We start from the raw sequence: 24,973 nt of genomic DNA, 5'->3' as shown, positions 1-24,973 counted from the left end.
TGCATGACCGACACCCAAACAGACAAAATTTCCGCAATAAAATGAAAAACTTATGCCAGAATACCGTTGATTTCGCAGGACACTCCAGTTTTTGCAGACGGCAAACTGAAAAGGAACTGCAATCGACCACGTTACTTTGCAAGCAATACTAAGACACCGAAATAAGTATAATTTTCATACTTTTTGCCCAACAAACATAGACACCGCGGCCGAAGGGCACACGGGCTCAAACTCACGCTCAATTACAGGAGCATTCAATGCGCAGACTTTCCGTCGTTTCCGCAGCGTTTTTCTCGTTGACCGCGGTTACCGCATCAGCTGAAGACTACAAACTGACCACACTGGAGTGGCCGCCCTATGTCATGGCTGACGGCTCGGGCGCAAGCACCGACGCCGTAAAATCTGCATTCGAGAAGGCTGGAAGCACAGCTGAGGTTGAAGTGTTCCCTTGGAACCGTGCGATCAACCTCGCTCAGAAAGATGCGGCCTGGATCGGCGTCTATCCGGAGTACTACGCCGAAGGCAGTGATGCGGAAAAAGGCGGTGACCGCTGCTTGTTTTCCAATTCCTTCGGAACCAGCCCGGTTGGGTTCATCCAGCGCAAAGACAATGATTTTTCGTGGTCAAGCCATGACGACCTGAAAAGTTACACAATTGGCATTGTCCGAGGGTATCAAAATGAAGAGCAGTTCGACGCAATGGTTGCCGAAGGTGCGATCCCGGTCGAAGAAGCGGATGACGATGCTCAAAATATTTTGAAGGTCGCAGGTAAACGTTCCGACGCGGCTGTCATCGACCGGCTCGTATTCGAACATCTTGCCAAGGCGGATGATGAGGTGGCAGCCGTCGCGGATCAGCTGGTCTTCAACGACAAGCTCTTGATTGAACACGGTTTGCACGTCTGTTTTGAAAACACCGATGCCGGCCGCGCTGTACGCGATGCTTTCAACTCTTCGCTCTAATATGTAGGCAAAAGCCTCTTAGGTCCGCGAAGCCGCGCCGGTTCCAACCGGTGCGGCTGTTTTTTGTGCCGTGTTGTTTTTTCCCACTACGCAAATCCGGGCGCGCTGTTTCTCCGTACCGTTCCTGTCACAAGCACTGCGACAAGTTGACCGGAGATTTGGACATGAAAAACGCCCATGGCAGCGCCAAGCGCATATTTTTGAAACTGACCACGGCCGCTTTTATATCGCTCGCGGCCGCCGCGCCGCTACCGGCCTATGCTGACCTCGGCGCAGCTGCTCGCTCGGTGCCCTCAGCCAAACTCGTTGGTGAAGGGAAATTGACTTTTCTCGGTTTCAGCGTGTTCGAAGCCGAGCTTTACGCACCGGGCGGAAGCTATTCGGCAACTGGTCCGTTCGCACTGAAACTCACGTATCTACGTAACTTTAAGGGCGAAGCGATTGCGGAACGCTCCGCCAAGGAAATGGTTCGTCAAGGGGTGCCGCAAGGCGCCAAACTCGACCGCTGGACTGAACAAATGCGCGCGATCTTCCCAAATATCAGCCGCGGGCAGTCGATTACCGGCGTCAGGACCAATAGCGGCAACACAGACTTCTACCTAGGAAACCAAAAGATTGGTTCGATCCAGGACAAGGAGTTCACTCGCAGGTTCTTCGCGATATGGCTTGGACCCAACACCAATGATCCGGCCTTAAGGGCAAAACTGGTTGGAGCGAATTCCTAAATGACATCTGGCACTCGCGCCGAGGCCGGTAGCAGCCCCGGCGCCGCCGGATCTGGTCCGGCGCCGCTGCAAACAAAAAGCCTCGCACAATACGGCTTTATTGCCATGCCATTAGCATGTGCCGGCTTGCCAGTTTATCTTCACGCGCCCGATTACTACGCAACCACTCTTGGGCAGTCCCTGACAGCGCTTGGACTCGTGCTCTTGGCACTGCGGTTTATCGATGCATTCCAGGATCCGTTCATCGGCTCGGTCAGCGACACCTTTCACAAGTACCGGCAGCTCATTCTGATCATCGGCATGGTGCTCCTGGGCGCCGGCTTTTGGATGATATTCAATCCATTTGCACCGGCGCCCCTGACCTGGTTCGCCATATCGGTCTTCTTGTGCACGACCGGCTTTTCCATCGTAACCATCAACCTGCAGGCGCTTGGTGGAACCTGGGTCTCAACGACACATGATCGGACCAGGATTACCGGCTGGCGCGAAGGCTTCGGACTGATTGGGTTGTTGGTGGCGTCCATAACCCCCACGCTGCTTGGCGTAAACGCCGACCCGGACCGCGCGTTCAGCCTTATGAGCCTGCTGTATTTCCCGCTGCTTTTTTTCGGCGGCTTCCTGTTGTTGAGATGGATGCGCACCGCTCATATCAGCAAACCGGCCGACAGCTACAGTCTCCCAGGCTGGAAAGACATCGTCTCAGATCCCTGGCGGAGGATGTTTTTTGCGATCTCGCTGCTCAACGTCTTTGCGAGTTCCCTTCCGGCTGTGCTGGTGATGTTTTTCATCCGCGACCGTCTGAATGCTGAAGAATATGCCGGACTGTTCCTCCTGATCTACTTTCTGTCCGGCGCTCTCTCCATGTTCGTCTGGCAATACCTTTCGCGCCAGGTCGGCAAGGTCCGAGCGTGGAGCCTGAGCATGGCCGTTGCGATCCTGACGTTCGTTTGGGCCGCTCTTCTTGGGCCAGGAGATATTTACCCCTATGCCGCTGTGTGTGCCCTATCCGGCCTTGCACTCGGAGCGGATCTCGCGATCCCGCCATCCATCCTCGCCGATCACATCTCACAAACAAAACGTCAGTCCGAAGCGTCAAGGATGTTTTCCATGATGACGCTGATTTCGAAAGCTGCTTTTGCCCTTGCGACAGGGCTTGCACTTCCCGCGCTCGGCCTTGTTGGCTATAAGCCCGGCGGTCCGATGACCGAAACACTCGGCCTGTCGCTGAGCATTGCCTATGCCGCGGTGCCATCTGCCCTCAAGGCCGCGACGCTGTTTTGGGTCCTTGCAGAGGAAAGTGCCTTGTCGCTGGACCGAAAGGATGAACCGCCTTTTTCGAAGCGGCCCTTGAAACCGGCAGACTGACCTTGATCAAACCATGAGTGTTCGACCACCAAAACAATATACCGAAGCGGCTTCGGATCCCGTCACAGCGGCACTTGAACAGGAAATTCTGGAAGAGAAAGCCGGAACCCTTGCCCGTTTGAACCGTAAGCTTGAACAGGCGCTGGTCAAAATACCATCGCCGGATTCAGCGACGAACGCCGACGGCACCGCGTTACGCGAACGCCGTGTCGCAGAAGCGGCCGAGGCGTTGTGGCACGTTCAAATCCAGCGGGAGCTGTGCGGACTGACCGGGCACAAAAGCTTTTACGACCATATGGGCGTTCCAATGGATGTCCGGCTCAGGATCGGACCGGTTCCCCGTCATTTGAAATCGACAAGCTCGGGCGGCTGAACAGTTGCCTGCCGCTTGCGCAATGCGAGCAGAGGAACCAGTTGCACTGCCAAAATAGCAGAAAAGATCAACCCGCAGCCGGCAATCCCGGCGGGACCGAGACGCTCTCCAAGCAACAATGCGCCGAAAACCGCGCCAAACAACGCCTCGGAGGACAAGAGTATTGCCGCATCAGAGGCTTGGGTCCAACGTTGGGCAATTGCCTGCAAGGAAAAGGCAAGGCACCCGGAAACGATGCTGGTGTAGAGGAGCTCGAACCAAGCCGACCGTATTCCGGAAAGACTTACCGTTTCCAGCAGAAAACCCGCAGTGATACCGATCATGCCTGTCAGAAAAAACTGAACGAATGCGATGGCCAGTGGACGCCCCGTGCGCGCGCCAACCCGTCCGATGATCGCAACATGCAGCGCCCAGAAAACGGCGCAGATCAGCATCAATCCATCGCCCCAGTTAAGCGACTGCAAACCGCCACCGCCCAGGAGCCAGATGCCAAACAGAGTCACAAGAGATGCAGGCAAGAGCACAGGGTGCACGCGATCATTGAAAAATACAGCGCCGAGCAACGGCACAAGAACCACATAGGTCGCCGTTAAAAATGCAGCATTGGTAACTGTGGTCACCACCATCCCGACTTGCTGGATTGCGATCCCTAAGAAAAAAACAAGCCCAATGGCGCAAAACACCGAAAGATCTTTGGCCCCAATCGGTTTGTCCGGCCTATGACGCGCCTCGCGCAAGGCAAACGGAATAATGACTGCCGCAGCGACCAAAAACCGCAGACCGGTAAACGTAAGCGGTCCGAGATCGGCCATTGCAGTCGACTGAGCAACAAAGGCAGAACCCCAGATGATAGCCGCAGCAAGGAGGAGGAAGTTGGCGGAAATACGAGACATGAGATGCGCGTACAGGAGCATTCTCATGAAAGCAACATCAATACCGGACGTCGAATTTGTCTGGAACCAGCTTCCGCATAAAACTGCCGCAAAGGCATCTGTTTCGCACCCGGATCGTACGATCTCTTTGAGCAGCTTCAGTGAAGAAATCGCCAACGTGGCTTCTGCCCACTTGAAACCGGTCGCATGGAGTGGTTTTTATGCCAGCACTTTTGAAATTTGAATCGAGCGGCCCGGTCACCAATGGCGACACCCTTGATCCGGCCTGTTTGTTATATCATTGCGACCGGGAACGATCGGCCCCGGCGAATGAGGCCCGGAGCGCTTGCGAATGAGCGGTTTGATCGAAACGTTTATCCGCAAACTCGCGTTGCCCGTTTCCTTGGCTGCCGCCCTTATGATAGCTGCTCCGGTCACTCCATTTAACGGGTTCGCTGAGACTGCGGCGGCCAGCGTAAGAGTGGTCCCGGAAGGAAACCGCTACAAAAGCCAGCCAAAAATCCCATTCGCGTCTGCAAGGCGCACCTCAGCCTTCAACTCGACCTACGATGCGAAATTCGAGCGGGTGCTCGGCGTTCTGCGCCGCGACCGCCGGCTCTTGGGATCGATCAAAAGAGTGTCGCGTGTCTATGGCATTGATCCGATCCACATGGTTGGCGCTATTGTCGGTGAGCACACCTATAATTACGACAGCCTGGACAGTGCGCAGTCCTACTACGTCAAGGCGCTGGCCTATGCCGGGATTGACCTCAGCTTTGAATATAACGGCGAGCACGTCGACACTTTCGTTGAGCGCGAACAGTTTGACCGTTGCCGGAAAGGCAGCCGATCCGAGCGGAGCGATCGGTTATGGTCCTGCTACGAACGCGTTTGGGACGCGTCTTTCAAGGGCCGAAACGTCGATGGCACCCGGTATCCCAAAAAGAGCTTTAACGAGACTTTTTTTCAGCCGCTTTTTTCCGGTCAGAGCTTTGGTCTTGGCCAACTGAGCCCACTGACGGTTTTAAAGATGACGGACCGGGTTGCCCGCCAAAGCCGCCACCGGGCACTGTCCGCCTCCAATGCGGGCGATGTATACCGGGCAACGATGGACCCTGACATATCGCTGCATTACATGGCGGCTGTCATTCAGGATGCAATTGACGCCTACAAATCGGTGGGCAAAGTCGACATCTCCGAAAATCCCGGGCTGACAGCAACCCTCTACAATTTGGGGGATCCATGGTCACGGGCCGCACAGTTTCGCAGAAGCGGCCGGGCTTGGCCGCGCGAAAACTACTATGGTTGGCTCGTCAATGACCGTATTGAAGACCTGCAGTCTCTTTTTTGAGCCTGCATCCAACGAAAAAGCCGCTCACAGGGAGCGGCATGTTTTTCGCAAACCTTACCGTGGGTCTACTCGAACCAGCATTGTTTCCGCGTTTCCGTGGTCCTTTTGCCAGTGTTTTTGTCGACCACTTCAAGCGGCAAATCCTTGCAGACCTTTACTCGGAGCATAAGCGGCGAATTTGCACCCTGAACTTGCGGCCCGCCGCGCTCGGCATTTTCGCGGATCTCTTGGCTGCGCGCCAGCCGGTCATAAAAATCGGTGGCCGACGCCGCGGTTGAAAAGCTGGCGACCGAAGCGAGCGCGGCGAAACCTGCGGCACATTTCATCCAAGTCATTGTTCACACCTCCTTCTTACCTAAAGGGCATATGTGCCTGTGTCGCTTGCAGCAAACCCGCCTCACCAGCCTGTGACCATTTATAATCGTACCGTGTTTTCAACGCAGTGATGCGCATCACTTCAAGAACGGGTTCGTTTCCCGCTCGTGTCCGATGGTCGATGCCGGTCCATGGCCAGGTACAAAAGAAACATCGTCCCCAAGCGGAAACAGCTTGTTTTTGACGGATGAAATCAGTGTTTCGTGATCTCCACCCGGCAAATCTGTCCGGCCGATGGAACCTGCGAACAAGACATCACCGGAAAAGACAATTCTCAGGTCACGATCGAAAAACACCACATGGCCCGGCGCGTGGCCCGGGCAATGATAAACCTCGAATTCACGTCCGGCGAACTGAATACGGTCACCATCATTCAGCCAGAGATCGGGTACAACGGGCCGCACGTCGGCCAAACCGAATTGGCGCGCCTGATCGGACACCCGGGTTATCAACTCCTTGTCATCGACATGCGGACCTTCGACCGGCACGCTCAACCGTTCAGCTAGATCCGCAGCGCCGCCGACATGGTCAATATGCCCGTGGGTCAAAACAATTTTCTCAACCACAACGCCGTGCTCTGAAATCGCACTCATAATCGTGTCGACATCACCGCCCGGATCAATCACCGCCCCTTGCCGGGTTTTGGGATCCCACACCAGCGAACAGTTCTGCTGAAATGGCGTGACGGGAATTATGAGGATTTGAATAGGGGGTTGGGCATCCGCCGCAGCCTGATCGTTCAAGGCGCTTGTCTGGTCGTTCATTTGGCGAATTCACTCCCGCTTGTGGTTCGCATTTCTGCCAAACCTGATCACAATACTTGGGCAAAGTCCCATTCGCGGCTTATTATTATGGCCGCGCAGCTTCACCTTCGTGTTTGCATTTCGTACAAGAAGATAGCGTCCATGAACAGGGCGTCACCGACCAGCGGATACACTTACAGCAATGACGTTGAAATCCCACCGCCTCTTTTTTGCTGCTGCGCTGCTATTATCAACAGCCGCCCCGCTTCAGGCACAACCGTTCCGCACGCCGCCGACCTTCGACCGGTGGTCAGTGAATTGCGGCAATTCCGGCATGTGCTATGGCTCCGTTTTTGTCAGAGACCAGGCGACCTGGGTCGATATCCGGATCATTCGGGACTGGCGTGCCGACGCAGCCCCGCTGGTCCGGCTAACGACAAATTCCGTTCTCACAGCGGAGGGAACCATTTCACTTTCCGTTGACGGCAATGAGGTCGACGCGTTTCCCGTTGCGCAATTGCGGGAGATTCAGTCGACGATTGTGGCCCCTCCCGGGTTCCGGCCCGTTGGGGGTGAAGGATTTTGGATCCCCGTTGGCCCAGCCACCGAGGCACTCGTCGGCGCCATGCTGACAGGCGACGTTCTTACTGTTGAACTGCCAACCGAAACAAATCCGACCATTATCAAAGTGCCGTTGCAGGGAACCCGCTCCGCCTTAAAATGGATCGATCAGCGGCAGCTTCGTAGTGGCACGGTCTCCGCGTTGGTCACACCGGGGGACGAACCGGCCCAGGACGCACCGCACGCTGTCCCGGTTCTATCACCCGAAACACTGCCGCCCTCTGTCCTCAGCGTTTGGGATGCCAATCGGTTTTGCTCAGATATTGATCCTGCAATTTTCGCAAGTCTTGATGCTGTGGCCGCACCGTTGGAAGACAAATCAACCCTTTACCTGCTGCCCTGCGGCGCGCCGACCGCCTACAACACACCTTATGTCGCCATTTTTGCGACCGCGGATGGCAAAGCGCGGCAAATGTATGTTGCCCGTATGACAGAAGATGGTCCGATAGCATCCGACCTTATCTACAATGCAAAGTGGTTTCCCGTTCAAAAACAAGTCCATGGCTTTTTCAAAGGCTCAGGCTTGGGAGAATGCGGCATTTGGGACCGGTGGGTCTGGACCGGCAGCAATTTTGTGCTGACTGAAGAAGCCAGCCGCCAGACCTGCGACGGAACTGATGTACCGCTATCAGGCTGGACAACGACCTGGCCTGCCGTTGCGTCAAAAGATTAGGCGTTTTCTTAAGGAATTTCTTGCGATTTTCACAATTCCCACCCTATGATGAATTCGCAGCGTACTGGATCGGGATGCGGCACCCATTGTTTCAACCCAATCCTGTGTTGTTGACGGGCATGGTTGAGCCATGACTTGACGAGCATCCTGTGTGGTCTTGCACGGGAAATTGAAAGGGTATGTGCCGTAGAGCGGTGGCACAAGATTTAAGGTGATCCAGTAATGCACGATGGCGATTCGGACCGGCGTTCGCGTGGACGGCGCGGTGGCAAGCGCGAGTTTGGCGGTCCGCAAGACTTCGGCAGCAGCGATTTTGGCGGCGGTGATTTTGGCGGCGGGTATCCCGGCGGCTATGATAATAATTACGGCGGAGGCCGTGACAATCGGTACGGCGACCGTGAAGATGGTGGACGTGACGGCGGCTACGGCCGTGGTGGCGGCTATAATAGCGGCGGTTATGGCAATGATCGCGGCGGTAGCGAACGCGGCGGATACGGTGGCGGCGGTGGTGACCGCGGCGGCGGCTACGGCCGTGGTGGCGGCGGTGGCGGTTACGGCGGCGGGCGCGATGGTGGCTACGGTGGCGGCGGCGATCGCGGCGGCGGCAGCTACGGCCGAGGTGGCGGTGGCGGCGGCGGCTATGGCGGCGGTGGACGCGACGGCGGTTATGGCGGCGACCGTGACGGCGGTGGCGGCGACGGCTTTCGCCCCAGGCGCCCGCGTCCGGACGGTCCCAGCGGGGGGCCGGTTGAGCGCGGACCACGGCAATCTGGCACGGTGAAATTCTTCAAAAGCGATAAGGGTTTCGGCTTTATCACACCAGATGAAGGCGATGCGGACGTATTCGTACACATTTCAGCAGTCGAGCGGTCTGGCATGACCACACTGGACAGCGGGCAACGGATATCGTTCGAAACAGAACCTGACCGCCGGGGCAAGGGCCCCAAGGCCGTCGACTTGAAAGAACTTGCGGAAGACGGCGCCGACGAGCAGCCTGGCGCACCGGACGAATAGGCCGGTCGGTCGACCTTTCTCGCTTCGTATTGTAGAGGCTCGGGGAGACCCGGGCCTCTCATTTGCTGCCAGTGACCGGACACGCGGCCTCAATCCCGACCGGATTTCCATCGGGTTATTTCACCGGGTCCAAGCGCCAGAACCCAAAACACAGAAAACACCCATGACAAGCCTAACTATCCGCCCGGCAGCCCCGGGCGACCTGCCCCTTTTGCTCAAATTGAATAATGCAGCTGTTCCAGCCGTCAACGAACTCGACATTGTCGCGCTCGAACGCCTCATCGCTGGATCATTGACCTGCCTTGTCGCACTGGAAAACGACCAGCCGGTTGGCTTCCTGCTGTGCATCGCAGATGGCAGTGACTATGAAAGCCCCAACTACGCATGGCTCAGCGAACGGGTCAACAACTTCGCCTACACGGACCGGATCTGTGTCGACGAGAAGATGCGCGGCCGCAAAATCGGCGATCATCTTTATAACAGCCTGTTTGCACATCCGGCCTGCGACGGCAGGTCCTTTGTCTGCGAAGTTAACGAACGCCCGCCAAATCCCGGATCCCTCAGGTTTCACCAGCGGCTCGGTTTTTCTGTGATTGGCAGCAAAGACCATGGCGACAAAGCGGTCGTATTTTTGCGGCGGGATCCAGGGACAAGCGTTGCGGCTGAATCATGAATTACCGGCACGCTTTTCATGCAGGCAATTTGGGAGATGTGCTGAAACATGCCGTTTTGGCGCGGATCATTGTGTATCTGCAGAAGAAGGACAAACCTTTCCGGGTGATCGACACCCATGCCGGCATCGGCCTTTATGATCTCACATCGGATGAAACCCAGCGCACCGGCGAATGGCAGCGCGGCATAGGCAAAGTCTATGGCGCCGAGATGCCAGAAGCCGTGCGCACGCTCCTTGCCCCTTGGCTCGATGTGGTCGCCGCTCATAACACCGGCACGCACACACTGGAACGCTATCCGGGGTCGCCGGTACTCACTCGCAGTCTGTTGCGCAAGGGCGACCGGCTGACGCTGACAGAACTGCATCCTGCCGACTTTCAAACATTGTCGGCGCTTTTTGCTGGGGACTATCAAGTCAAGACAATTCATCTGGACGGCTGGCTGGCCTTGAACGGCTTCTTGCCCCCCAAGGAAAAGCGCGGACTGGTCATTGTCGATCCGGCCTATGAGGCTACCGACGAGTTCGACCGCATGAGTGAAGCCGTCATAAAGGGTTGGAAGAAATGGCCCGGCGGGATTTATGCGCTTTGGTATCCGCTGAAAGACCGCACAGCGATTGAGCGCATGTTTGAGGCACTGGAGGGCGCCGGGATCCGCAATGTTTTACGTCTTGAGCTTGCCACCGGCATCAGCACCAAGACGTCCAGCATGCTCGGCTCAGGCATGGCAATCATCAATCCGCCCTTCACTCTGCAAGGCGACATGAAACAAATTCTGCCATGGCTGAAGACAGCCTTGGGAGGGGCCGAGGGCAGCGGATGGACACTTGAGCAGCAAATTGCCGAATAGACCGCAGGGCGTAATTTAATGTTTGCCGGCCGGGCGAAGCCTTGACGTCCGGCCCGCCCTCGCCCATCGTCACCTTGTCTTTTAAATGCGTGGAGCGGGCCCCGTGAATTTTCTTCGTTTGTTTCCCCTTGCCCTCATTGCTGCCGTCATCAGTCTTCCGGCCACCGGCGCAGAAAACAAAGCGTATTTTTCCTTCAATCGCGACCCCCGCCTGCCGGAATGCCAAGCGGCCTCGGTAACCGCGGCGGTCGCCGGCACGGTAGCCCGAGCCGAGACAAGCTACACCGGCGGGCGAACCATCACAGCGATCGATGCGGTGCGGGAAGTCGGCTATCGCGTCAACGATATCAGCCCGCTCGCACGCCGGTTCTGCCGCGGCACAGCCAGCCTGACGGACGGAACACAGCATACGGTGCATTTCAAGCTTGTAGAGCACGCGGGCTTTGTTGGAGTTGGCTGGAATGTTGAAGCCTGCTTGTCGCCTCTCGACAAATGGCGGGTCTACGGCGCTTATTGCTCAACGACGCGCCCGCGTTAAACGGTCTTGCCAGCCCGCATGTCCCGGCCTGGAAGAAAAGGACTGAACGCTTTGGCGGCCGCGGCGACTTGCCTGTTGCTCGCTTTGGCGGCACCGGCCGGCCGTGCGGACGACACGGCAGGCGAGTTCGATTATTATGTGTTGGCGTTGTCCTGGTCGCCGACCTATTGCCGCGAGAAGGGGCGCAATGCCGACCCGCTTCAATGCCGCGCGCAAAAACCGCACCGTTTCATCGTACACGGGCTTTGGCCGCAATATGACCGGGGATGGCCGGATTATTGCCCGGTCGACCTTAGCGGCCCCAACCGGACAGTGGTCGACGAGATTCTCGACATTATGCCGAGTCGCGGGCTGGCGTTCCATCAATGGAAAAAACACGGCACTTGCAGCGGATTGACCCCTGAAGGCTACTTTGATCTGACCCGCAAAGCCTTCGATCAGGTAAAGATCCCAGCCGCATTTCAAAACATTGACCGCACCGGCAACATTGATCCCGACGGCGTTGAAAAGGCCTTCCGTCTCGCCAATCCGAACCTCCGAAACAACGCAATAGCTGTCAGTTGCTCTGGCGGTTTCCTGAAAGAAGTCCGGATCTGCTTCAACAAAGACCTGGATTTCCAAAGCTGTCCGGCTGTTGACCGACGCGGTTGCTCGGCCAATCGCATCAGTGTCCCATTCCCGCGGTGAAAGGCCCTTATTGCCTTGAAAAGACCCCGGCAATGCTGGCTGCGATCGGTTCCAGAACGGGAATGATCGGTTTCGATGTGTCTGCGAGCTGATACGCAGCTTCGTCAATCGCCCGGCGGTATTCGGTGAGTGGCCGGTCGAACACCTGCGGCCGGACCGCTGAAAACTCCGGACCGGCATAATAATAGACACCGCATGAGATGATCAGCATCTCAAGCGTCGGCCTAATCAATAGCCCGCTTGTACCTTTCGCGTCTGCCATCGGAGCTTTCCAGCTGGTTTAGCCGCAACGCTAGCCGTGCCGTGTAAACAAGGTTTGACCGAGCCTGTTCAAACCAGTGCAATTTGGTGCGAATTTTAAGCAATTCCGAATTGTTATAAAAAAAACCTTTCGGCGTTCTCACAGACCTTGCCTCCTCAGCTCTCAGATGCACGTTAGGCGCAGCTATCAACGGAGTGCGTCATGCTTATTTTGCGTTCGTCAGCCCCCTCGCCCTTCGGCAGGAAAATCAAGATCGCTCTCGCCGCGCTCGGTCTCAAAGACCGGGTGACAATGGAAGAAGCTGCAACAGCGGATCCAAATGACAGTCTGAGGTCGCAGAACCCGCTTGGGAAAATACCGGCGCTCGTTTTGGAAGACGGCTCTGTGCTGTACGACAGCCGGGTTATTTCCGAGTACATCGACTTCCTGGCAGGCGGCAACAAGATCATCCCTTTAGGTGAGGCCCGGTTCGCAGCCCTTCGCAATCAAGCGCTTGCTGATGGCATCATGGATGCAGGCATCCTTCAGGTTTATGAAAAGCGCTTCAAGCCGATGGAATACCGGTTTCCGGATTGGCAAATCTATCAGGCGGACAAGATCGCACGCGCTCTGGCGTATCTGGAGGCAAACGTCCCTGCCACCGTTGCATCCGAAGCGGATCTCGATGTCGGCAACATTGCCATAGCCTGCGCACTGGGATACCTGGATATGCGCTTTGAGGGCGCTTGGCGGCCAGATCATCCCAAGATGGTTGCCTGGCTGGAGGCTTTCGAAACCGCGGTGCCCTCCTATGCCGAAACCCGCACACCTGCAGCCCCTGTCCCGGAAAACGAACCGGCGCCGCTGCGCTAGAAATTCGGAAAAAGTCATCGGGCCGGCAGCACTTGTCGGCAGACGGGAAGGGTCCCGGCTACAGGCAAGGTCACCGGTCCGAGACAAAAAAACCCGGCGCCAAAGCGCCGGGTCATTCTTCTGGGAATGGACTTTGGCTTAGAACTTGTAGCTCAGCCCGAAACGCACAAGGTTGGCGTCCAGGTCGCTGCGATAACGGTTTCCGTTCAAGGTGAAGCTTTCGCGGCCGAAGTCCTGGTAAGCGTATTCGACGCGCGCTGTGATGTTGTTGGTCACAGCACCTTCAACACCGGCGCCCAAGGTCCAGCCAAACGCCGTGGTGCTTTCTTCTGCGCCATCTGCATTTACTTTGAGATCCGCGATCGCAAGACCGCCGGCACCGTAGACCATAAACCGGTCGAAGGTGTAGCCGAGACGGCCGCGGACACTTGAGTTCCAGTCAGACGACGTTTTCACGCCGACACCGTTCCGGAAATTGGTTTTCGAAAGGTCAGAAAACTGAAAGTCAGCCTCGAGACCCGTCACAATGTTCGGCGTGATGGCATAGTTGTAGCCGGCATGACCGCCGCCCTGAACGCCATTCGCGTTACTGTTGAAGCTGCCTGTAGGCCCGGAGGAATTGTCAAATTCTCCCCAGCCCCAGCCCAGGTTTCCACCTAGGTAAAACCCGGTCCAGTCAAACCGTGCCGCAGGAACCGGGGTGCTGTCATATGTCTGCACCGGTTCGGCCGGCAGCGGAAGGTCAGCGGCCAATACAGGTGCTGTTGCCCCGGCGAGTGTCGCCACGGCAAGACCTGCACACGCAAAACGCTTCATAGGTATACTCCAAAAATCTAGACCTAAGATGGACATGCGGACAGGCCAGGCCGGCTTGTCCCCACGCTCCCCCGCTGCGTTGTATGGGCAGCCTTTGTGGCGGATCAGGTCTGGGATTATGGAGTTTTCATGACAATTTAGAGCCGCAATTTGACAGGGTGAATAAACGGTAAAACAGACACTAGCGGCACCTGACAGGTGGCTGGGCGGTTGCAGTCAGCTTCCCCCGACCCAATCTATGCCGTATAAGGCCCGCGGCAGGGAGCGTCGCAGCCCGAACCAAATCAAAAACCATTCATCTCTGGCTCAACCGGAATTCATTTATGCTGTTTGACTATCTAAGCCTCGCGGGCGGTCTCGTTGCTTTGATTATAGCTGGCGACGTTCTGGTCAGAGGATCTGTAGGGATAGCTCAAAAGCTCGGCATTCCAAGCCTTGTTATCGGGTTGACGATTGTGGCATTCGGGACGTCGGCACCGGAGTTGCTGATCTCACTGACGGCCGCACTGGAAGGTTCCGGCGGGATCGCCATCGGCAACGTGGTCGGATCGAACATTGCAAATGTGCTTCTGGTTCTTGGGTTGCCGGCCCTAATCGCCACCACACCCTGCGGTGAAGACGGAGCCACCCGGACGGCCATTTTCATGGTCGGCATCAGTGTCGTTTTTGTGGTCCTGTGCTTTTTCTCACCGCTTACGCTGGTTGCCGCCATCATTTTGCTCTCGCTGCTGGCCGTGTTCCTGGGGGACAGTGCATTGGCGGCCCGCAGGCATCGCAAGCAACTGAAAGACGCGGCTGCGGCGGCTGCTGAGGCAGAAGAAGGCGCGGAGCTTCTGGAGGACGTGGACGGGGTGCCGGACAATACGTGGATCGCCATCGTTTATATTGTGCTCGGTCTCGTCGGTCTGCCTCTCGGCGCACATTTCACCATTACCGGCGCCACTGCTGTTGCCACCGCATGGGGCGTAAGCGACGCTGTCATCGCCTTGACGGTCATTGCACTCGGAACCTCATTGCCCGAGCTTGCAACAACGGTCATGGCCGCAATCCGTCAGCACGGCGGGGTCGCGATCGGAAATGTCATCGGCTCAAATATCTTCAATTTGCTTGCCATAATCGGGATCACCACCGCCGTGGTACCGATCGACGTGCCAAAAGAAATTCTTGTTTTTGATATTTGGGTCATGATGGGCTGCGCGGTTTTGCTTCTCGCACTTGCCGCCTTTCGGGTCTGCCTCAACAAGGTGTCCGGCGCCGCTCTGACCGCGGCTTACCTTGGCTACATCTATGCGGTTTATGCATTCAGCCTGAGTGCATAAAGGTACAAAACAGCACAAGAGCGCAGCTCAAAACCTGCAGCGGACATGCAAAGCGTGAAATAGTCTTTTGCCTTCTGCTTTTGGACGCTTAAATCACTGCCATGTCTGATACGACTGATTCCCACACCTCGCCCGACGGCGACAAGGAAAGCGCTGACACACCTGCCATCCAAAAAGGCGTGGATGTCATCATCGACCAGGTCAAGCGGCTGCCGCTTGGACCAGGCGTTTACCGCATGCTCGACGAAAAAGGCGACGTTCTATACGTCGGCAAGGCACGCAGCCTGAAAAAGCGGGTGACGAGCTATACCCGATTGCAAGGCCAGTCGAACCGGATCATGCGCATGATCATGTCGACAGCGGCCATGGAATTCGTGGTCACCAACACCGAAACCGAAGCGCTGTTGCTGGAAGCCAATCTGATCAAAAGGTTTCGCCCGCGCTTCAATGTGCTGCTTCGCGACGACAAGTCATTTCCATATATCCTGATCACCGGTGACCACAGCTCACCCGCCATCATCAAGCATCGTGGGGCGCGCAAACGCAAAGGAGACTATTTCGGCCCGTTTGCATCCGCCGGCGCCGTCGACCGGACAATCAACGCGCTTCAAAAAGCCTTCCTGATCCGGAACTGCACGGACAGCTATTTCGAAAACCGCTCCCGGCCTTGTCTGCTCTACCAGATCAAGCGGTGTGCTGGCCCCTGCACCAATGAAATTGATCCGGACGACTACAAGGGCCTGGTCGCAGAGGCAAAAGCGTTCCTGTCCGGCCGAAGCCAATTGGTAAAAAAGGAGCTTGCAGCACAGATGGAGGCCGCTTCCGAACAAATGGAGTTCGAGCGCGCAGCCATTTACCGCGACCGGCTTGCTGCCCTGTCTCATGTCCAGTCGCATCAGGGCATCAATCCCAGCAACGTCGAAGAAGCGGATGTTTTTTCGATTTATCAGGAAGGTGGCCAGAGTTGCGTCCAGGTGTTCTTTTTCCGCACCGGGCAGAACTGGGGGAACCGCGCCTATTTTCCAAAGGCGGATAAGACCTTCGATGAGAGCACCATTCTGTCGAGCTTCCTGACCCAGTTCTATGATGACAAACCGGCACCGCGGCAGATCCTGCTGTCGCATGCGGTCGAGGAACAGGACTTGCTCGCTGAAGCCCTCAGCGAGCGTATGGGCCGAAAGGTGGATGTGTCCCGTCCCCAGCGCGGCGAGAAAAAAGAACTCGTGGACTATGCTTTGAACAATGCGAAGGAAGCGCTCGGCCGCCGGCTCGCAGAGACGTCCAGTCAGGCCCGGCTTCTTAAAGGCGTTGCGGAAGCCTTCGAGCTGCCCGCACCGCCGCGCCGCATTGAAGTCTATGACAACTCGCACATCATGGGCACCAACGCCGTTGGCGGCATGATCGTCGCCGGTATGGAGGGCTTTGCGAAGGGGCAGTACCGGAAGTTCAACATCAAGTCCGAAGACCTGGTGCCGGGAGACGATTATGGAATGATGCGCGAGGTGCTCACGAGACGCTTTTCACGACTTATGAAAGAGCACGCGAGATCGGAAGACATCACGCCGGAACCTGAGGAGCGCGCGCCGGATGAACCGGAAGCCTTTGCCGAAGCGGAAAAAGAGGAAGTCTCTGCCGCAGGAAGCGACATGCCGGCCTGGCCTGAGCTTGTGCTCATCGACGGCGGCCTTGGCCAATTGAATGCGGCCAGGGACACTCTCAAGGAGCTCGGTGTTAGCGGCGTTCCTCTGGTTGGCATTGCCAAAGGTCCAGACCGCGACGCGGGCCGGGAGAAATTTTTCATTCCGGGCAAGGAGTCCTTCATGCTGCCGGAGCGCGACCCGGTGCTGTACTTTGTCCAGAGGCTGCGCGACGAGGCGCACCGCTTCGCCATCGGATCGCACCGGGCACGCCGGAAAAAGGACATCGCCAAGAACCCGCTCGATGACATTCCCGGCGTCGGCCCGACGCGCAAGCGTGCATTGTTGCGCCATTTTGGAACCGCAAAAGCCGTTTCGAAAGCTGGACTGGACGACCTGATTGCGGTTCCTGGAATCTCGGAAGCCGTCGCCAAAGTCGTTTATAACCATTTCCACGAATAATCCGCTGACAAAGAGATCTAGCGATGCGCGCACCAGTCCCGGCATATGAAACTTTCACGGAACGCTATGCGCGCCGGTTCGGCTGGCTGGGCTTGGCAACAGGTTTGGTATTCGCGGTCCTCGGGCTGACGGCGTTCGCGTTTCCCGGGTTCTGGTTCACGGACAACATGAGCTTTTTCGTCCGGCAACTGATCGCGGGATCGGCCTCGGCACTGATTGGCTCTTGGATTTGCTTTTTCTTGAGCGGCGGCTTTAACCCCAAAAGATCAATGTACTGCGTCATCCTGTTTTTGTCGCTTGCCGGTCTTTGTGCATTCACCATCCACCGGACCCTCACCCTTCCGGTTCAGACCGGAACGCCAGCGGCCATCGACAACGGCATGACCGTGACAACAATAAACCTGGAGCGTCAGTTTTTTGGCGATGGCAGCCTGGTCGGCTATCTCAAGTCTGTCGATGCGGACGTGATTGTTTTTCAAGAGGCTGCCTGGTGGTCTCAGGACAGGCGTTGGCGCACGGCAGGGCTGGAGCCGGGCACAGGTGAAGACTATGTCTATCCGCCACACCGGGCGGTGGGCGAATTAAACAATCTGGTCGTCTATTCCCGTTTCCCGATTTCCCGGCAGGAAAGCATTATTGTTGAAGGCAGTCCGCAATCAAGCTGGCATCCCGAGCGGGAAATCATGTCGCTTACGCTGTCCGTGAATGGCGAGCCGGTTGATGTGATTGCAACGCACCCGGCAAGCCCGAGAAGCCCCTCACGCTGGAACGACCGCGAGGACTATTTCCGGAAACTGTCAACGCATCTTGCGGACCTCTCGGCCTCCACATCGGCTGGACAGATTGTCATAGGCGACTGGAATATGTCGCCTTGGTCCGGTAATTTTCAGAGCTTCCTGAACGCACATCGCCTCACCACCCGCTTTCCGAACGACATCCCGCAGACGACCAGATTCTTTTTCGCCTACGAGCTGCATTGGATTCTCGGAGCGATTGTGGATCACATTGCCGTTTCCGAGCCGTTCAGTCTCGACACTGTGCGCCTCGGACCCGATGTCGGCTCAGATCACCTGCCTCTTTCCGGCCGGATCACCTGGACCGGACAGTCGCAGAATTAAGCACAGCATTGTCCGTTAGGGACATTGAGTTCGCTGGGCGAAATCTGGATTATTGCGCTGCGCCTCAGACGATTCCCCAACACAAAAAAGACTATGGCGAAGCTTTATTTCAACTACTCCTCGATGAATGCAGGCAAATCGACTGTCCTGCTTCAAGCCGCCTACAACTACGAAGAACGCGGCATGACCACGCGGCTGCTGACCGCGGCGATCGACGACCGTGCGGGTGAAGGCGTTATTGCCTCGCGCATCGGGTTGAAGGCGCAGGCGGATATTTTCTGCTCCCGCACCGACCTTCATGCTCACATCGGTACAATCGCTAAGCAGAGCCCGCTCCATGCGGTTTTTGTCGATGAAGCCCAATTTTTGACGGAAGAGCAGGTTTGGCAGCTGGCGCGTGTCGCTGACGGCTTGAAAATTCCGGTCATGTGCTTTGGCCTTCGGACAGATTTTCAGGGCAAACTGTTTCCCGGAAGTGCCACACTTCTCGCCCTTGCCGACAGCCTTCGGGAAATCAAGACGATTTGCTGGTGCGGAAAGAAGGCAACAATGGTTGCCCGCCTCGATTCACAAGGCAACATCCTGGAGGAAGGCGACCAAGTGGTTATCGGCGGTGAGGAAACCTATGTTTCTTTGTGCCGTAAGCATTGGGCCGCGCGCGAGCTCGAATAGGTCTGGCCACTGGACCTTTGCCGGTCAAAACTTTAGACAAGGCGTATTACGAGATCCGCGGCACCGGTTTGCGCAGGTCCGTTCCATTCCAACTCGCCAGCCATTCCCGGATGATGGCCGTAAGCAGAGATCGCAAAGGGTCCGATGAACAACCGCGTAGACGCCCTCGCCCAACAAGCCCTCGCCCACCAGCATGCCGGGCGCATCGATATGGCGCTGAACATGTTTTCCGATGTTCTGGACATGGACCCAAACCATCCGCAAGCGAATTTCACGATGGGAATTGCCGCCTACCAGTCCGGGAACATCGGCGCAGCGATCGCACATCTCGAAAAAGCAGCTAAGAAGGTCAAGAAAAACCCGATTGTTCATCAGCTGCTCGGCCTGGCACTTCTAAACACAAACGACCATGCCGCTGCCATCGAATCTCTGCGCAAGGCGGCCTCTCTGGCACCGGATAATGCAGATATTCTGGCCCAACTGGGCGATGCCTATCGCACGTCTCGCAAAGCCGCGATTTCACGCGCAACCTATGAGCGGGCGCTCGCGGTCGACCCGGAAAATGGCTATGCACTGGTCGGTCTCGGGCAGCTGGAAATCTCGATTGGCAACATCGACGAAGGCAAGATCTTCTTTCACAAGGCAATCGAGGCCGGCAAGGAATTGCCGAGTGCCTTTTACCGTCTCGCTCTGGCCGAAAAACCGGACCAGCGCCCCCAGGAATTGGATCAGATAGAAAGCCTGATCAAAGCAAATGCGCAACCGCATCCTAAGGACCTCGCAACGCTGCATTGGGCGGCTGGGAAGATTTACGAGGATATAGGCGCTGCAAAGGACTCGGCAGCCCACAATCAAAAAGCCCGCGACCTCACCTACACACCGTTCGACATGGGGGCATACCGCGCACGTCTTGAACTCATGAAAGAGGTCTTCACCAGGGACTTCTTTGAGCAGCGCAAGGATCAGGCCACATTGTCCGATCGGCCAATCTTCATCTTCGGACTGCCGCGGTCCGGAACGACACTCGTCGAACAGATTTATGCGCGTCATCCCATGGTCGCAAGCGGAGGCGAAATCACCACGTTTCGGGACTATCAAGACCAGTTGGGACTGAAACGCGGATTTGCTCAGGGTTCCCAGGGGCGATTGCGCGGATTGTCGCCGAAAGACTTCAAGAGGTTTGCCTCCGGTTACCAGCGCGACCTGGATGCGATCGACAAGCGTACAAAACGCGTTACCGACAAGATGCCGCACAACTACGAAATGCTGTGGCTTATGGCGCTTCTGTTTCCGAAAGCCACGTTTGTGCATTGTGTCCGCAACCCGGCCGACACCTGCATGTCCTTGCTGTCTCATGCGCTGTCGCCTGCCCACAATTATGCCCGCCGCCCGTCCGAAGTGGCTGAATATTACCGGATTTATGCCGACCTGATGGCGCACTGGCACAAGGTGCTGCCGGTTGAAATTCGGGACCAGTCGTACGAAGGCCTTGTCTATGATCAAGAGACCGAAAGCCGCGCGCTGATCGACTTCGCCGGCCTGGACTGGGATCCCGCCTGTCTTGAATTCTATAAGGGCGAAACTCCAGTCACCACCTTCTCGGACACGCAAGTGAGACGGCCGATCTTCACATCTTCGATTGGACGGTGGAAGATGCACAAGGACACCATGCCGGAACTGTTTGACAAACTTGGGCCGCTGGCACCCGATGCGTCAAACGATGATCCGCGTGATTATGCGATTTACGAAACCGGCAAGCAGGGTTGAGTGAGGACACAAACATGATAGGCAAACTGATCAGGGGTTTGTTCGCAGGCGGTGGAGATGCAGCACCGGCAAAACCGGCGAGCAAAGAAATGCCTGCGGTCAACCATGAAGGTTTCGTCATCGTTCCCGAGCCCCGTCAGATCAACGGCCAATGGCAGGTTGCCGGGCGTATCGAAAAACCGGCGGGCGACGAGACAAAAACACATATCTTCATACGTGCTGACACCCTGTCCAGCGCCGATGAAGCTGCATCCCACATGGTGCGAAAAGCCCAAATGATGATTGATCAGCAGGGCGATGGCATTTTTGAATGAGCCTGCTGGCTTTCGCGGCCCGTTATCCGTTCCCGAGTGTTGGCGTTGACAAACATCCGATTGGCCAGATTGATATGGTCAACTGCCCATGAGTGTTTCCGCCGGTCTCACTGCAAGTTGAATATTGGACCCCATGAAACGAAGCGTCGTTTTCAGTCTTCCGAATATCCTGACCTACGGCCGGATCGCAGCTGTTCCTGCTGTGGCAGCTTGCTTTTACTTTGAAGGCACGACGCCACGCTGGATTGCCCTGGCGATCTTTATAATCGCGGCAATCACTGACTTCTTTGACGGCTATCTGGCGCGCGCCTGGCAGCAGCAGTCGGCACTTGGAAAAATGCTGGACCCGATAGCCGACAAGTTGCTGGTGTCGGTTTCGCTTTTAATGCTCGCAGCATCGCGCGACATCGGTGGCTGGTCGCTCTTGGCAGCCATCATCATTTTGTGCCGGGAAATTCTGGTGTCAGGCCTGCGCGAGTTTCTGGCCGAACTGCAGGTCAGTGTGCCGGTGACGAAACTCGCAAAATGGAAAACGACAGTCCAGCTGGTTGCAATTGCTCTTTTGCTTGCCGGCCCAGCTGGGGAAACCATCTTGCCCGGGACCCAGCTCGCCGGTCTGACGGCGCTTTGGATCGCAGCCATACTCACGCTATATACCGGATACGACTATTTTCGCGCCGGGATTGTTCACCTCATCTCGGAAGACTGACGCCGCCCCGAACGCAAACCCTTGAGGACGTCCGCCCATGAAGATCCGCTATTTTGCCTGGGTCCGAGAGAAAGTCGGTGTTGAGGAAGAAACGCTGGAGCTTCCGGCAGATGTTACGACTGTAAAGGACCTGATCGCCCATCTGAAGACACTCGACGACAATCACGCGCTTGCGCTTGCCGACGAAGAAGTCATTCGGGTTGCGCTCGACCAGATGCATGTTGAGCCGCACGAACCGCTCGGCAACACGCAAGAAGTGGCGTTGTTTCCCCCCATGACCGGGGGCTGACAGGAATGGCAATTGTCCCCAGCGTCCGGGTTCAGGCGGATGATTTCAATCCTGAAGCGGAAATCAAGAAGCTGACGGCAGGACGCTCCGACGTGGGTGGGGTCGTCACCTTTACCGGATACTGCAGAGACGAAGGTGGCCGGCTTGAAGCGCTGGAACTTGAGCATTTTCCGGGCATGGCCGAAGCTGAAATCGGCCGGATTGCGCAGGAGGCTGCAAATCGTTGGCCGTTGACCGGACTTTCGGTTATTCATCGCTTCGGTAAAATCAGGCCTGGCGAACAGATCGTCTTTGTGGCTGCGGCCTCAAGTCATCGCCGCGCCGCATTCGAGGCATCTGATTTTCTTATGGATTTTTTGAAAACCCGGGCCCCGTTCTGGAAAAAGGAACATCTCAAAGAAGGGGGAACCGGCAGTTGGGTGGAGGCCAAATCTGCTGACGACGCCGACGCCGCGCGCTGGCAATAGCTTTGGCCGAAGCCGTACAGGATGGTTAACCAAAAAAGAATCTATAACATTTAGAGTTGTTTTGCTCAGTTTCAGGCAAGCATTGCGTGATACACTGAGTTATTGAGAATGATGGCCGCGCCATCTCAAGGAGCACGAATGCGCGCAGACGCATCTCATACTGATCGCCCCCGCGACCTTGATCCCTCCGCTGATGCTGATCCGGCAATTCCGCCCAAACATCCGGCGCAAAGCTCCACGGGCATGCATTTTTATGAATTCGTCGCGATGATCGCCAGTCTAATGGCGCTCAACGCCTTGGCGATGGACGTGATGCTTCCGGCGCTTCCGGACATTGGCAACGCGCTTCAGATCGCGCATGAGAACGACAGGCAGCAGGTTCTGGTGGCCTATCTCCTCGGCTTTGGGGGCGCTCAGCTGTTTTACGGGCCGATCTCCGACGCTTATGGACGGAAGGCCATACTCCTTGGTGGCCTTGCGCTTTATGCATTGGCAAGTGTCGGGTCGTTGATGTCCGAAACGCTGGATCAGCTTTTGATTGCACGCGTCATTCAAGGCATCGGCTGCGCCGCCACACGTGTGATTGCCACATCGGTTGTTCGGGACTGCTTCTCCGGCCGCCAGATGGGCCGGGTCATGTCGCTGGTCATGATGGTTTTCATGGTCGTGCCAATCATCGCCCCCTCTATCGGACAGGCGATCCTGCTGGCAGCAGGCTGGCGCTGGATCTTCACGCTTCTGCTTGGCGCCGGCATACTGCTGTTTGCCTGGTGCCTCATACGACTTCCAGAGACATTGCCGCGCGCGCGCCGCCAAAAACTGGATTTTGATGCCATCTCCAAAGCCTATCTCACAACGCTTCTGACGCGGGACAGTTTCGGCTACATGATCGCGTTGACCTTTGTGTTCGGCGGCCTTTTTTCGTTCATCACGATGTCGCAGCAAATCTTCGTGGATGTGTACGATTTGGGTGTTTGGTTCCCGATCGTCTTTGCGGCAATTGCGCTTGCCATGTCAGGCGCGTCTTTTGCCAATTCCAAACTGGTAGAAGCCATCGGAATGCGGCGTTTGTCTCATGTAGCCGTCATTGTTTTCACGGTATTCGGCGCCGTGATACTGGGGCTGGCCCTTTTGGGGGATATCAATTTCTGGCTGTTTGTTGGGCTATCTGGAGTGCTGATGGCAAGCTTCGGCTTCATTGGCGCCAACTTCAATGCCATGGCGATGGAACCACTTGGGGCGATTGCCGGCACGGCTTCTTCGGTCATCGGCTTTGTCTCGACACTTGGCGGTGCAATGCTGGGCTATGCCATGGGCCAGCTGTTCAACGGAACCGTCCAGCCGCTGGGGTTGGCCTTTGCCGTCTATGGGCTCGGCGCTCTGGCCGCGATCCTTTACGCTGAAAGCGGCAAGCTGTTCCGCTCTCACAACGAATAGTCCATTTCAACGGACCTTGTGAAAACGGCGGCCAACCGGCCGCCGCTTGTTGGTCGAAGCCATGACATTCTTTCAGCCGGCGGCGGCCTGAAGCTGCGGCGCGCTCGGACGCACTACCGCGTCATAATCGGTCATCAAAGCTTTGGTGATTTCGCCGACTTCAAACGTGTAGGGGCCAATTTCAGAAACCGGCGTGACTTCTGCCGCGGTGCCGGTCAGGAAGCACTGTTCAAAGGTCTCCAACTCGTCCGGCATAATGACCCGCTCAATGAGGTCAAAACCACGCCGTTTAGCGAGATCAATCACAGTGCGGCGGGTGATGCCATCGAGGAAGCAGTCCGGCGTTGGTGTATGGATCTTGCCGTCCTTCACGAAAAACACATTTGCACCGGTCGCTTCCGCAACTTGGCCACGCCAGTCAAGCATCAACGCATCAGCGTATCCTTTGCGCTCCGCTTCATGCTTGGAGAGCGTGCAGATCATGTAAAGCCCGGCCGCTTTTGACTTGAACGGCGCGGTTGCCGGATCGGGACGGCGATATTGAGCCATATCCAGCCGGATGCCCTTGAGGCGCTCTTCGGGCTTGAAATAGCTTGGCCATTCCCAGGCTGCGATGGCCAGATGAATCGTGTTTGCCTGGGCAGAAACGCCCATCATCTCACTACCGCGCCAGGCAACCGGGCGGATATAGGCATCGACAAGGTTCATGCGCTGCAGAAGTTCGTCTTTCGCCGCATTGATGACTGCTTCGCTATAGGGAATTTCGAACCCCAGGACCCGGGCGGATTCATGCAAGCGTGCGGTGTGTTCTTCGGATTTGAAAATGCGGCCACCGTAGGCACGCTCTCCTTCGAACACGCTGCTGGCGTAGTGAAGACCATGGCTGAGCACATGCAGCTTTGCCTCACTCCAGGGAACAAACGTCCCGTCCCACCAGATTTCTCCGTCTCGCTGATCGAAGGGCAGACCTGCCATCTTTATTCTCCACGCCATCCGCGGCCGATTGTCGGCAATTCATATTCTTGAAGGTAA

29 protein-coding genes are annotated in these 24,973 nt (G+C 56.6%); 23 read left to right on the top strand and 6 right to left on the bottom strand.

Annotated elements, in window-relative coordinates; genetic code table 11:
- The first annotated feature begins 257 nt into the window (after positions 1–257).
- The 4 genes from JM93_RS14070 (at position 258) to JM93_RS14055 (ending at position 3,425) form a co-directional block, all read left to right on the top strand.
- Positions 258–962 (top strand): substrate-binding periplasmic protein, encoded by a 705-nt coding sequence (locus tag JM93_RS14070; RefSeq protein ID WP_145344447.1) that lies wholly within the window; start codon positions 258–260, stop codon positions 960–962.
- Between the two features lie 164 nt (positions 963–1,126).
- A complete protein-coding gene (locus tag JM93_RS14065) occupies positions 1,127–1,687 on the top strand; it encodes a chalcone isomerase family protein (RefSeq protein ID WP_145344445.1) in 561 nt (186 codons plus the stop codon).
- The gene (locus JM93_RS14060) at positions 1,688–3,052 is read left to right on the top strand and encodes an MFS transporter (RefSeq protein ID WP_145344442.1); all 1,365 of its coding nucleotides are present in this window, start codon (positions 1,688–1,690) and stop codon (positions 3,050–3,052) included.
- A gap of 13 nt (positions 3,053–3,065) precedes the next feature.
- Complete coding sequence (locus JM93_RS14055) at positions 3,066–3,425, top strand: DUF6665 family protein (RefSeq protein WP_145344440.1); 360 nt, start codon at positions 3,066–3,068, stop codon at positions 3,423–3,425.
- On the opposite strand, the gene JM93_RS14050 is transcribed toward JM93_RS14055, so the two are convergent.
- The gene (locus tag JM93_RS14050; protein WP_145344438.1) at positions 3,395–4,318 is read right to left on the bottom strand and encodes a DMT family transporter; all 924 of its coding nucleotides are present in this window, start codon (positions 4,316–4,318) and stop codon (positions 3,395–3,397) included. The two genes, JM93_RS14055 and JM93_RS14050, sit on opposite strands and share 31 nt — an antisense overlap.
- Positions 4,319–4,343: 25 nt before the next feature.
- Between JM93_RS14050 and JM93_RS14045 the strand changes: the two genes are divergently transcribed.
- Positions 4,344–4,541 (top strand): hypothetical protein, encoded by a 198-nt coding sequence (locus JM93_RS14045; protein WP_145344436.1) that lies wholly within the window; start codon positions 4,344–4,346, stop codon positions 4,539–4,541.
- Positions 4,542–4,649: 108 nt separating this feature from the next.
- Positions 4,650–5,648 (top strand): DUF1402 family protein, encoded by a 999-nt coding sequence (locus JM93_RS14040; protein ID WP_145344434.1) that lies wholly within the window; start codon positions 4,650–4,652, stop codon positions 5,646–5,648.
- 65 nt (positions 5,649–5,713) lie between these two features.
- Here JM93_RS14040 and JM93_RS14035 read toward each other — a convergent pair whose 3' ends face one another.
- On the bottom strand, positions 5,714–5,983 hold the full coding sequence (locus JM93_RS14035) for a hypothetical protein (RefSeq protein WP_145344432.1): 270 nt from the start codon (positions 5,981–5,983) through the stop codon (positions 5,714–5,716).
- 117 nt (positions 5,984–6,100) lie between these two features.
- Positions 6,101–6,787, bottom strand: coding sequence for an MBL fold metallo-hydrolase (locus JM93_RS14030; RefSeq protein WP_145344429.1), 687 nt, complete (start codon positions 6,785–6,787; stop codon positions 6,101–6,103).
- A 181-nt stretch (positions 6,788–6,968) separates the two neighbouring features.
- On the opposite strand from JM93_RS14030, the gene JM93_RS14025 reads away from it, so the two are divergent.
- The 6 genes from JM93_RS14025 (at position 6,969) to JM93_RS14000 (ending at position 11,820) form a co-directional block, all read left to right on the top strand.
- The gene (locus JM93_RS14025) at positions 6,969–8,060 is read left to right on the top strand and encodes a DUF1176 domain-containing protein (RefSeq protein ID WP_145344427.1); all 1,092 of its coding nucleotides are present in this window, start codon (positions 6,969–6,971) and stop codon (positions 8,058–8,060) included.
- Between the two features lie 222 nt (positions 8,061–8,282).
- Positions 8,283–9,074: a cold-shock protein gene (locus JM93_RS22290; RefSeq protein WP_208995176.1), complete on the top strand. Its 792-nt coding sequence runs from the start codon at positions 8,283–8,285 to the stop codon at positions 9,072–9,074.
- A 163-nt stretch (positions 9,075–9,237) separates the two neighbouring features.
- Complete coding sequence (locus tag JM93_RS14015) at positions 9,238–9,747, top strand: GNAT family N-acetyltransferase (protein ID WP_145344425.1); 510 nt, start codon at positions 9,238–9,240, stop codon at positions 9,745–9,747.
- Complete coding sequence (locus JM93_RS14010) at positions 9,744–10,595, top strand: 23S rRNA (adenine(2030)-N(6))-methyltransferase RlmJ (protein ID WP_145344423.1); 852 nt, start codon at positions 9,744–9,746, stop codon at positions 10,593–10,595. Before JM93_RS14015 ends, JM93_RS14010 begins: the two co-directional genes overlap by 4 nt.
- Before the next feature lie 103 nt (positions 10,596–10,698).
- The gene (locus tag JM93_RS14005; protein WP_208995174.1) at positions 10,699–11,133 is read left to right on the top strand and encodes a hypothetical protein; all 435 of its coding nucleotides are present in this window, start codon (positions 10,699–10,701) and stop codon (positions 11,131–11,133) included.
- Positions 11,134–11,184: 51 nt separating this feature from the next.
- On the top strand, positions 11,185–11,820 hold the full coding sequence (locus tag JM93_RS14000; RefSeq protein WP_208995172.1) for a ribonuclease T2 family protein: 636 nt from the start codon (positions 11,185–11,187) through the stop codon (positions 11,818–11,820).
- A 7-nt stretch (positions 11,821–11,827) separates the two neighbouring features.
- On the opposite strand, the gene JM93_RS13995 is transcribed toward JM93_RS14000, so the two are convergent.
- The gene (locus JM93_RS13995) at positions 11,828–12,082 is read right to left on the bottom strand and encodes a hypothetical protein (RefSeq protein ID WP_145344419.1); all 255 of its coding nucleotides are present in this window, start codon (positions 12,080–12,082) and stop codon (positions 11,828–11,830) included.
- A 201-nt stretch (positions 12,083–12,283) separates the two neighbouring features.
- Between JM93_RS13995 and JM93_RS13990 the strand changes: the two genes are divergently transcribed.
- The gene (locus JM93_RS13990; RefSeq protein ID WP_145344417.1) at positions 12,284–12,934 is read left to right on the top strand and encodes a glutathione S-transferase family protein; all 651 of its coding nucleotides are present in this window, start codon (positions 12,284–12,286) and stop codon (positions 12,932–12,934) included.
- Between the two features lie 138 nt (positions 12,935–13,072).
- Here JM93_RS13990 and JM93_RS13985 read toward each other — a convergent pair whose 3' ends face one another.
- Positions 13,073–13,750: an outer membrane protein gene (locus JM93_RS13985; RefSeq protein WP_145344415.1), complete on the bottom strand. Its 678-nt coding sequence runs from the start codon at positions 13,748–13,750 to the stop codon at positions 13,073–13,075.
- 323 nt (positions 13,751–14,073) lie between these two features.
- Here JM93_RS13985 and JM93_RS13980 point away from each other — a divergent pair, with 323 nt between their 5' ends.
- The 10 genes from JM93_RS13980 (at position 14,074) to JM93_RS13935 (ending at position 23,941) form a co-directional block, all read left to right on the top strand.
- Positions 14,074–15,069, top strand: a complete 996-nt coding sequence (locus tag JM93_RS13980; protein ID WP_145344413.1) for a calcium/sodium antiporter — start codon at positions 14,074–14,076, stop codon at positions 15,067–15,069.
- A gap of 101 nt (positions 15,070–15,170) precedes the next feature.
- Positions 15,171–17,168, top strand: coding sequence for an excinuclease ABC subunit UvrC (gene uvrC / locus JM93_RS13975; RefSeq protein WP_145344411.1), 1,998 nt, complete (start codon positions 15,171–15,173; stop codon positions 17,166–17,168).
- A gap of 23 nt (positions 17,169–17,191) precedes the next feature.
- Positions 17,192–18,286: an endonuclease/exonuclease/phosphatase family protein gene (locus tag JM93_RS13970; RefSeq protein ID WP_145344409.1), complete on the top strand. Its 1,095-nt coding sequence runs from the start codon at positions 17,192–17,194 to the stop codon at positions 18,284–18,286.
- 93 nt (positions 18,287–18,379) lie between these two features.
- Positions 18,380–18,958, top strand: coding sequence for a thymidine kinase (locus JM93_RS13965; RefSeq protein WP_145344407.1), 579 nt, complete (start codon positions 18,380–18,382; stop codon positions 18,956–18,958).
- 144 nt (positions 18,959–19,102) lie between these two features.
- Positions 19,103–20,725, top strand: a complete 1,623-nt coding sequence (locus tag JM93_RS13960; RefSeq protein WP_145344405.1) for a tetratricopeptide repeat-containing sulfotransferase family protein — start codon at positions 19,103–19,105, stop codon at positions 20,723–20,725.
- A 14-nt stretch (positions 20,726–20,739) separates the two neighbouring features.
- Positions 20,740–21,039 carry an HlyU family transcriptional regulator gene (locus JM93_RS13955; RefSeq protein WP_145344403.1) on the top strand — a complete coding sequence of 100 codons (300 nt, stop codon included), beginning with the start codon at positions 20,740–20,742 and terminating at the stop codon, positions 21,037–21,039.
- Positions 21,040–21,172: 133 nt separating this feature from the next.
- Positions 21,173–21,748, top strand: coding sequence for a CDP-diacylglycerol--glycerol-3-phosphate 3-phosphatidyltransferase (gene pgsA / locus JM93_RS13950; protein WP_145344401.1), 576 nt, complete (start codon positions 21,173–21,175; stop codon positions 21,746–21,748).
- A gap of 37 nt (positions 21,749–21,785) precedes the next feature.
- Positions 21,786–22,037 (top strand): molybdopterin converting factor subunit 1, encoded by a 252-nt coding sequence (gene moaD, locus JM93_RS13945; RefSeq protein WP_145344399.1) that lies wholly within the window; start codon positions 21,786–21,788, stop codon positions 22,035–22,037.
- A gap of 5 nt (positions 22,038–22,042) precedes the next feature.
- Positions 22,043–22,504, top strand: coding sequence for a molybdenum cofactor biosynthesis protein MoaE (locus tag JM93_RS13940; RefSeq protein ID WP_145344397.1), 462 nt, complete (start codon positions 22,043–22,045; stop codon positions 22,502–22,504).
- 138 nt (positions 22,505–22,642) lie between these two features.
- Positions 22,643–23,941 (top strand): multidrug effflux MFS transporter, encoded by a 1,299-nt coding sequence (locus JM93_RS13935; protein ID WP_244300843.1) that lies wholly within the window; start codon positions 22,643–22,645, stop codon positions 23,939–23,941.
- Between the two features lie 72 nt (positions 23,942–24,013).
- Here the strand turns inward: JM93_RS13935 and JM93_RS13930 are convergent, their stop codons facing one another.
- A complete protein-coding gene (locus JM93_RS13930) occupies positions 24,014–24,916 on the bottom strand; it encodes a branched-chain amino acid aminotransferase (RefSeq protein ID WP_145344395.1) in 903 nt (300 codons plus the stop codon).
- Positions 24,917–24,973 lie beyond the last annotated feature (57 nt).

The organism is Roseibium hamelinense, assembly GCF_007830545.1.
In the GTDB taxonomy this organism is placed as follows: Bacteria; Pseudomonadota; Alphaproteobacteria; order Rhizobiales; family Stappiaceae; genus Roseibium; species Roseibium hamelinense.
The sequence above is the reverse complement of the archived record's forward strand: the minus strand, read 5'-3'. Positions and strand labels throughout refer to the sequence as shown.

Bases quoted from the DNA above. Each gene is read 5' to 3' on its own strand.
- JM93_RS14030 (WP_145344429.1), bottom strand. From the start codon at position 6,787: ATGAACGACCAGACAAGCGCCTTGAACGATCAGGCTGCGGCGGATGCC.
- JM93_RS14025 (WP_145344427.1), top strand. From the start codon at position 6,969: ATGACGTTGAAATCCCACCGCCTCTTTTTTGCTGCTGCGCTGCTATTA.
- JM93_RS13940 (WP_145344397.1), top strand. From the start codon at position 22,043: ATGGCAATTGTCCCCAGCGTCCGGGTTCAGGCGGATGATTTCAATCCT.
- JM93_RS14040 (WP_145344434.1), top strand. From the start codon at position 4,650: ATGAGCGGTTTGATCGAAACGTTTATCCGCAAACTCGCGTTGCCCGTT.
- JM93_RS13960 (WP_145344405.1), top strand. From the start codon at position 19,103: ATGAACAACCGCGTAGACGCCCTCGCCCAACAAGCCCTCGCCCACCAG.
- JM93_RS14055 (WP_145344440.1), top strand. From the start codon at position 3,066: ATGAGTGTTCGACCACCAAAACAATATACCGAAGCGGCTTCGGATCCC.
- moaD (WP_145344399.1), top strand. From the start codon at position 21,786: ATGAAGATCCGCTATTTTGCCTGGGTCCGAGAGAAAGTCGGTGTTGAG.
- JM93_RS14010 (WP_145344423.1), top strand. From the start codon at position 9,744: ATGAATTACCGGCACGCTTTTCATGCAGGCAATTTGGGAGATGTGCTG.
- JM93_RS14015 (WP_145344425.1), top strand. From the start codon at position 9,238: ATGACAAGCCTAACTATCCGCCCGGCAGCCCCGGGCGACCTGCCCCTT.
- JM93_RS22290 (WP_208995176.1), top strand. From the start codon at position 8,283: ATGCACGATGGCGATTCGGACCGGCGTTCGCGTGGACGGCGCGGTGGC.
- JM93_RS14060 (WP_145344442.1), top strand. From the start codon at position 1,688: ATGACATCTGGCACTCGCGCCGAGGCCGGTAGCAGCCCCGGCGCCGCC.
- JM93_RS13970 (WP_145344409.1), top strand. From the start codon at position 17,192: ATGCGCGCACCAGTCCCGGCATATGAAACTTTCACGGAACGCTATGCG.
- JM93_RS13955 (WP_145344403.1), top strand. From the start codon at position 20,740: ATGATAGGCAAACTGATCAGGGGTTTGTTCGCAGGCGGTGGAGATGCA.
- JM93_RS13980 (WP_145344413.1), top strand. From the start codon at position 14,074: ATGCTGTTTGACTATCTAAGCCTCGCGGGCGGTCTCGTTGCTTTGATT.
- pgsA (WP_145344401.1), top strand. From the start codon at position 21,173: ATGAAACGAAGCGTCGTTTTCAGTCTTCCGAATATCCTGACCTACGGC.
- JM93_RS13985 (WP_145344415.1), bottom strand. From the start codon at position 13,750: ATGAAGCGTTTTGCGTGTGCAGGTCTTGCCGTGGCGACACTCGCCGGG.
- uvrC (WP_145344411.1), top strand. From the start codon at position 15,171: ATGTCTGATACGACTGATTCCCACACCTCGCCCGACGGCGACAAGGAA.
- JM93_RS13930 (WP_145344395.1), bottom strand. From the start codon at position 24,916: ATGGCAGGTCTGCCCTTCGATCAGCGAGACGGAGAAATCTGGTGGGAC.
- JM93_RS13990 (WP_145344417.1), top strand. From the start codon at position 12,284: ATGCTTATTTTGCGTTCGTCAGCCCCCTCGCCCTTCGGCAGGAAAATC.
- JM93_RS13995 (WP_145344419.1), bottom strand. From the start codon at position 12,082: ATGGCAGACGCGAAAGGTACAAGCGGGCTATTGATTAGGCCGACGCTT.
- JM93_RS14065 (WP_145344445.1), top strand. From the start codon at position 1,127: ATGAAAAACGCCCATGGCAGCGCCAAGCGCATATTTTTGAAACTGACC.
- JM93_RS13935 (WP_244300843.1), top strand. From the start codon at position 22,643: ATGCGCGCAGACGCATCTCATACTGATCGCCCCCGCGACCTTGATCCC.
- JM93_RS14050 (WP_145344438.1), bottom strand. From the start codon at position 4,318: ATGTCTCGTATTTCCGCCAACTTCCTCCTCCTTGCTGCGGCTATCATC.
- JM93_RS13965 (WP_145344407.1), top strand. From the start codon at position 18,380: ATGGCGAAGCTTTATTTCAACTACTCCTCGATGAATGCAGGCAAATCG.
- JM93_RS14070 (WP_145344447.1), top strand. From the start codon at position 258: ATGCGCAGACTTTCCGTCGTTTCCGCAGCGTTTTTCTCGTTGACCGCG.
- JM93_RS14035 (WP_145344432.1), bottom strand. From the start codon at position 5,983: ATGACTTGGATGAAATGTGCCGCAGGTTTCGCCGCGCTCGCTTCGGTC.
- JM93_RS14045 (WP_145344436.1), top strand. From the start codon at position 4,344: ATGAAAGCAACATCAATACCGGACGTCGAATTTGTCTGGAACCAGCTT.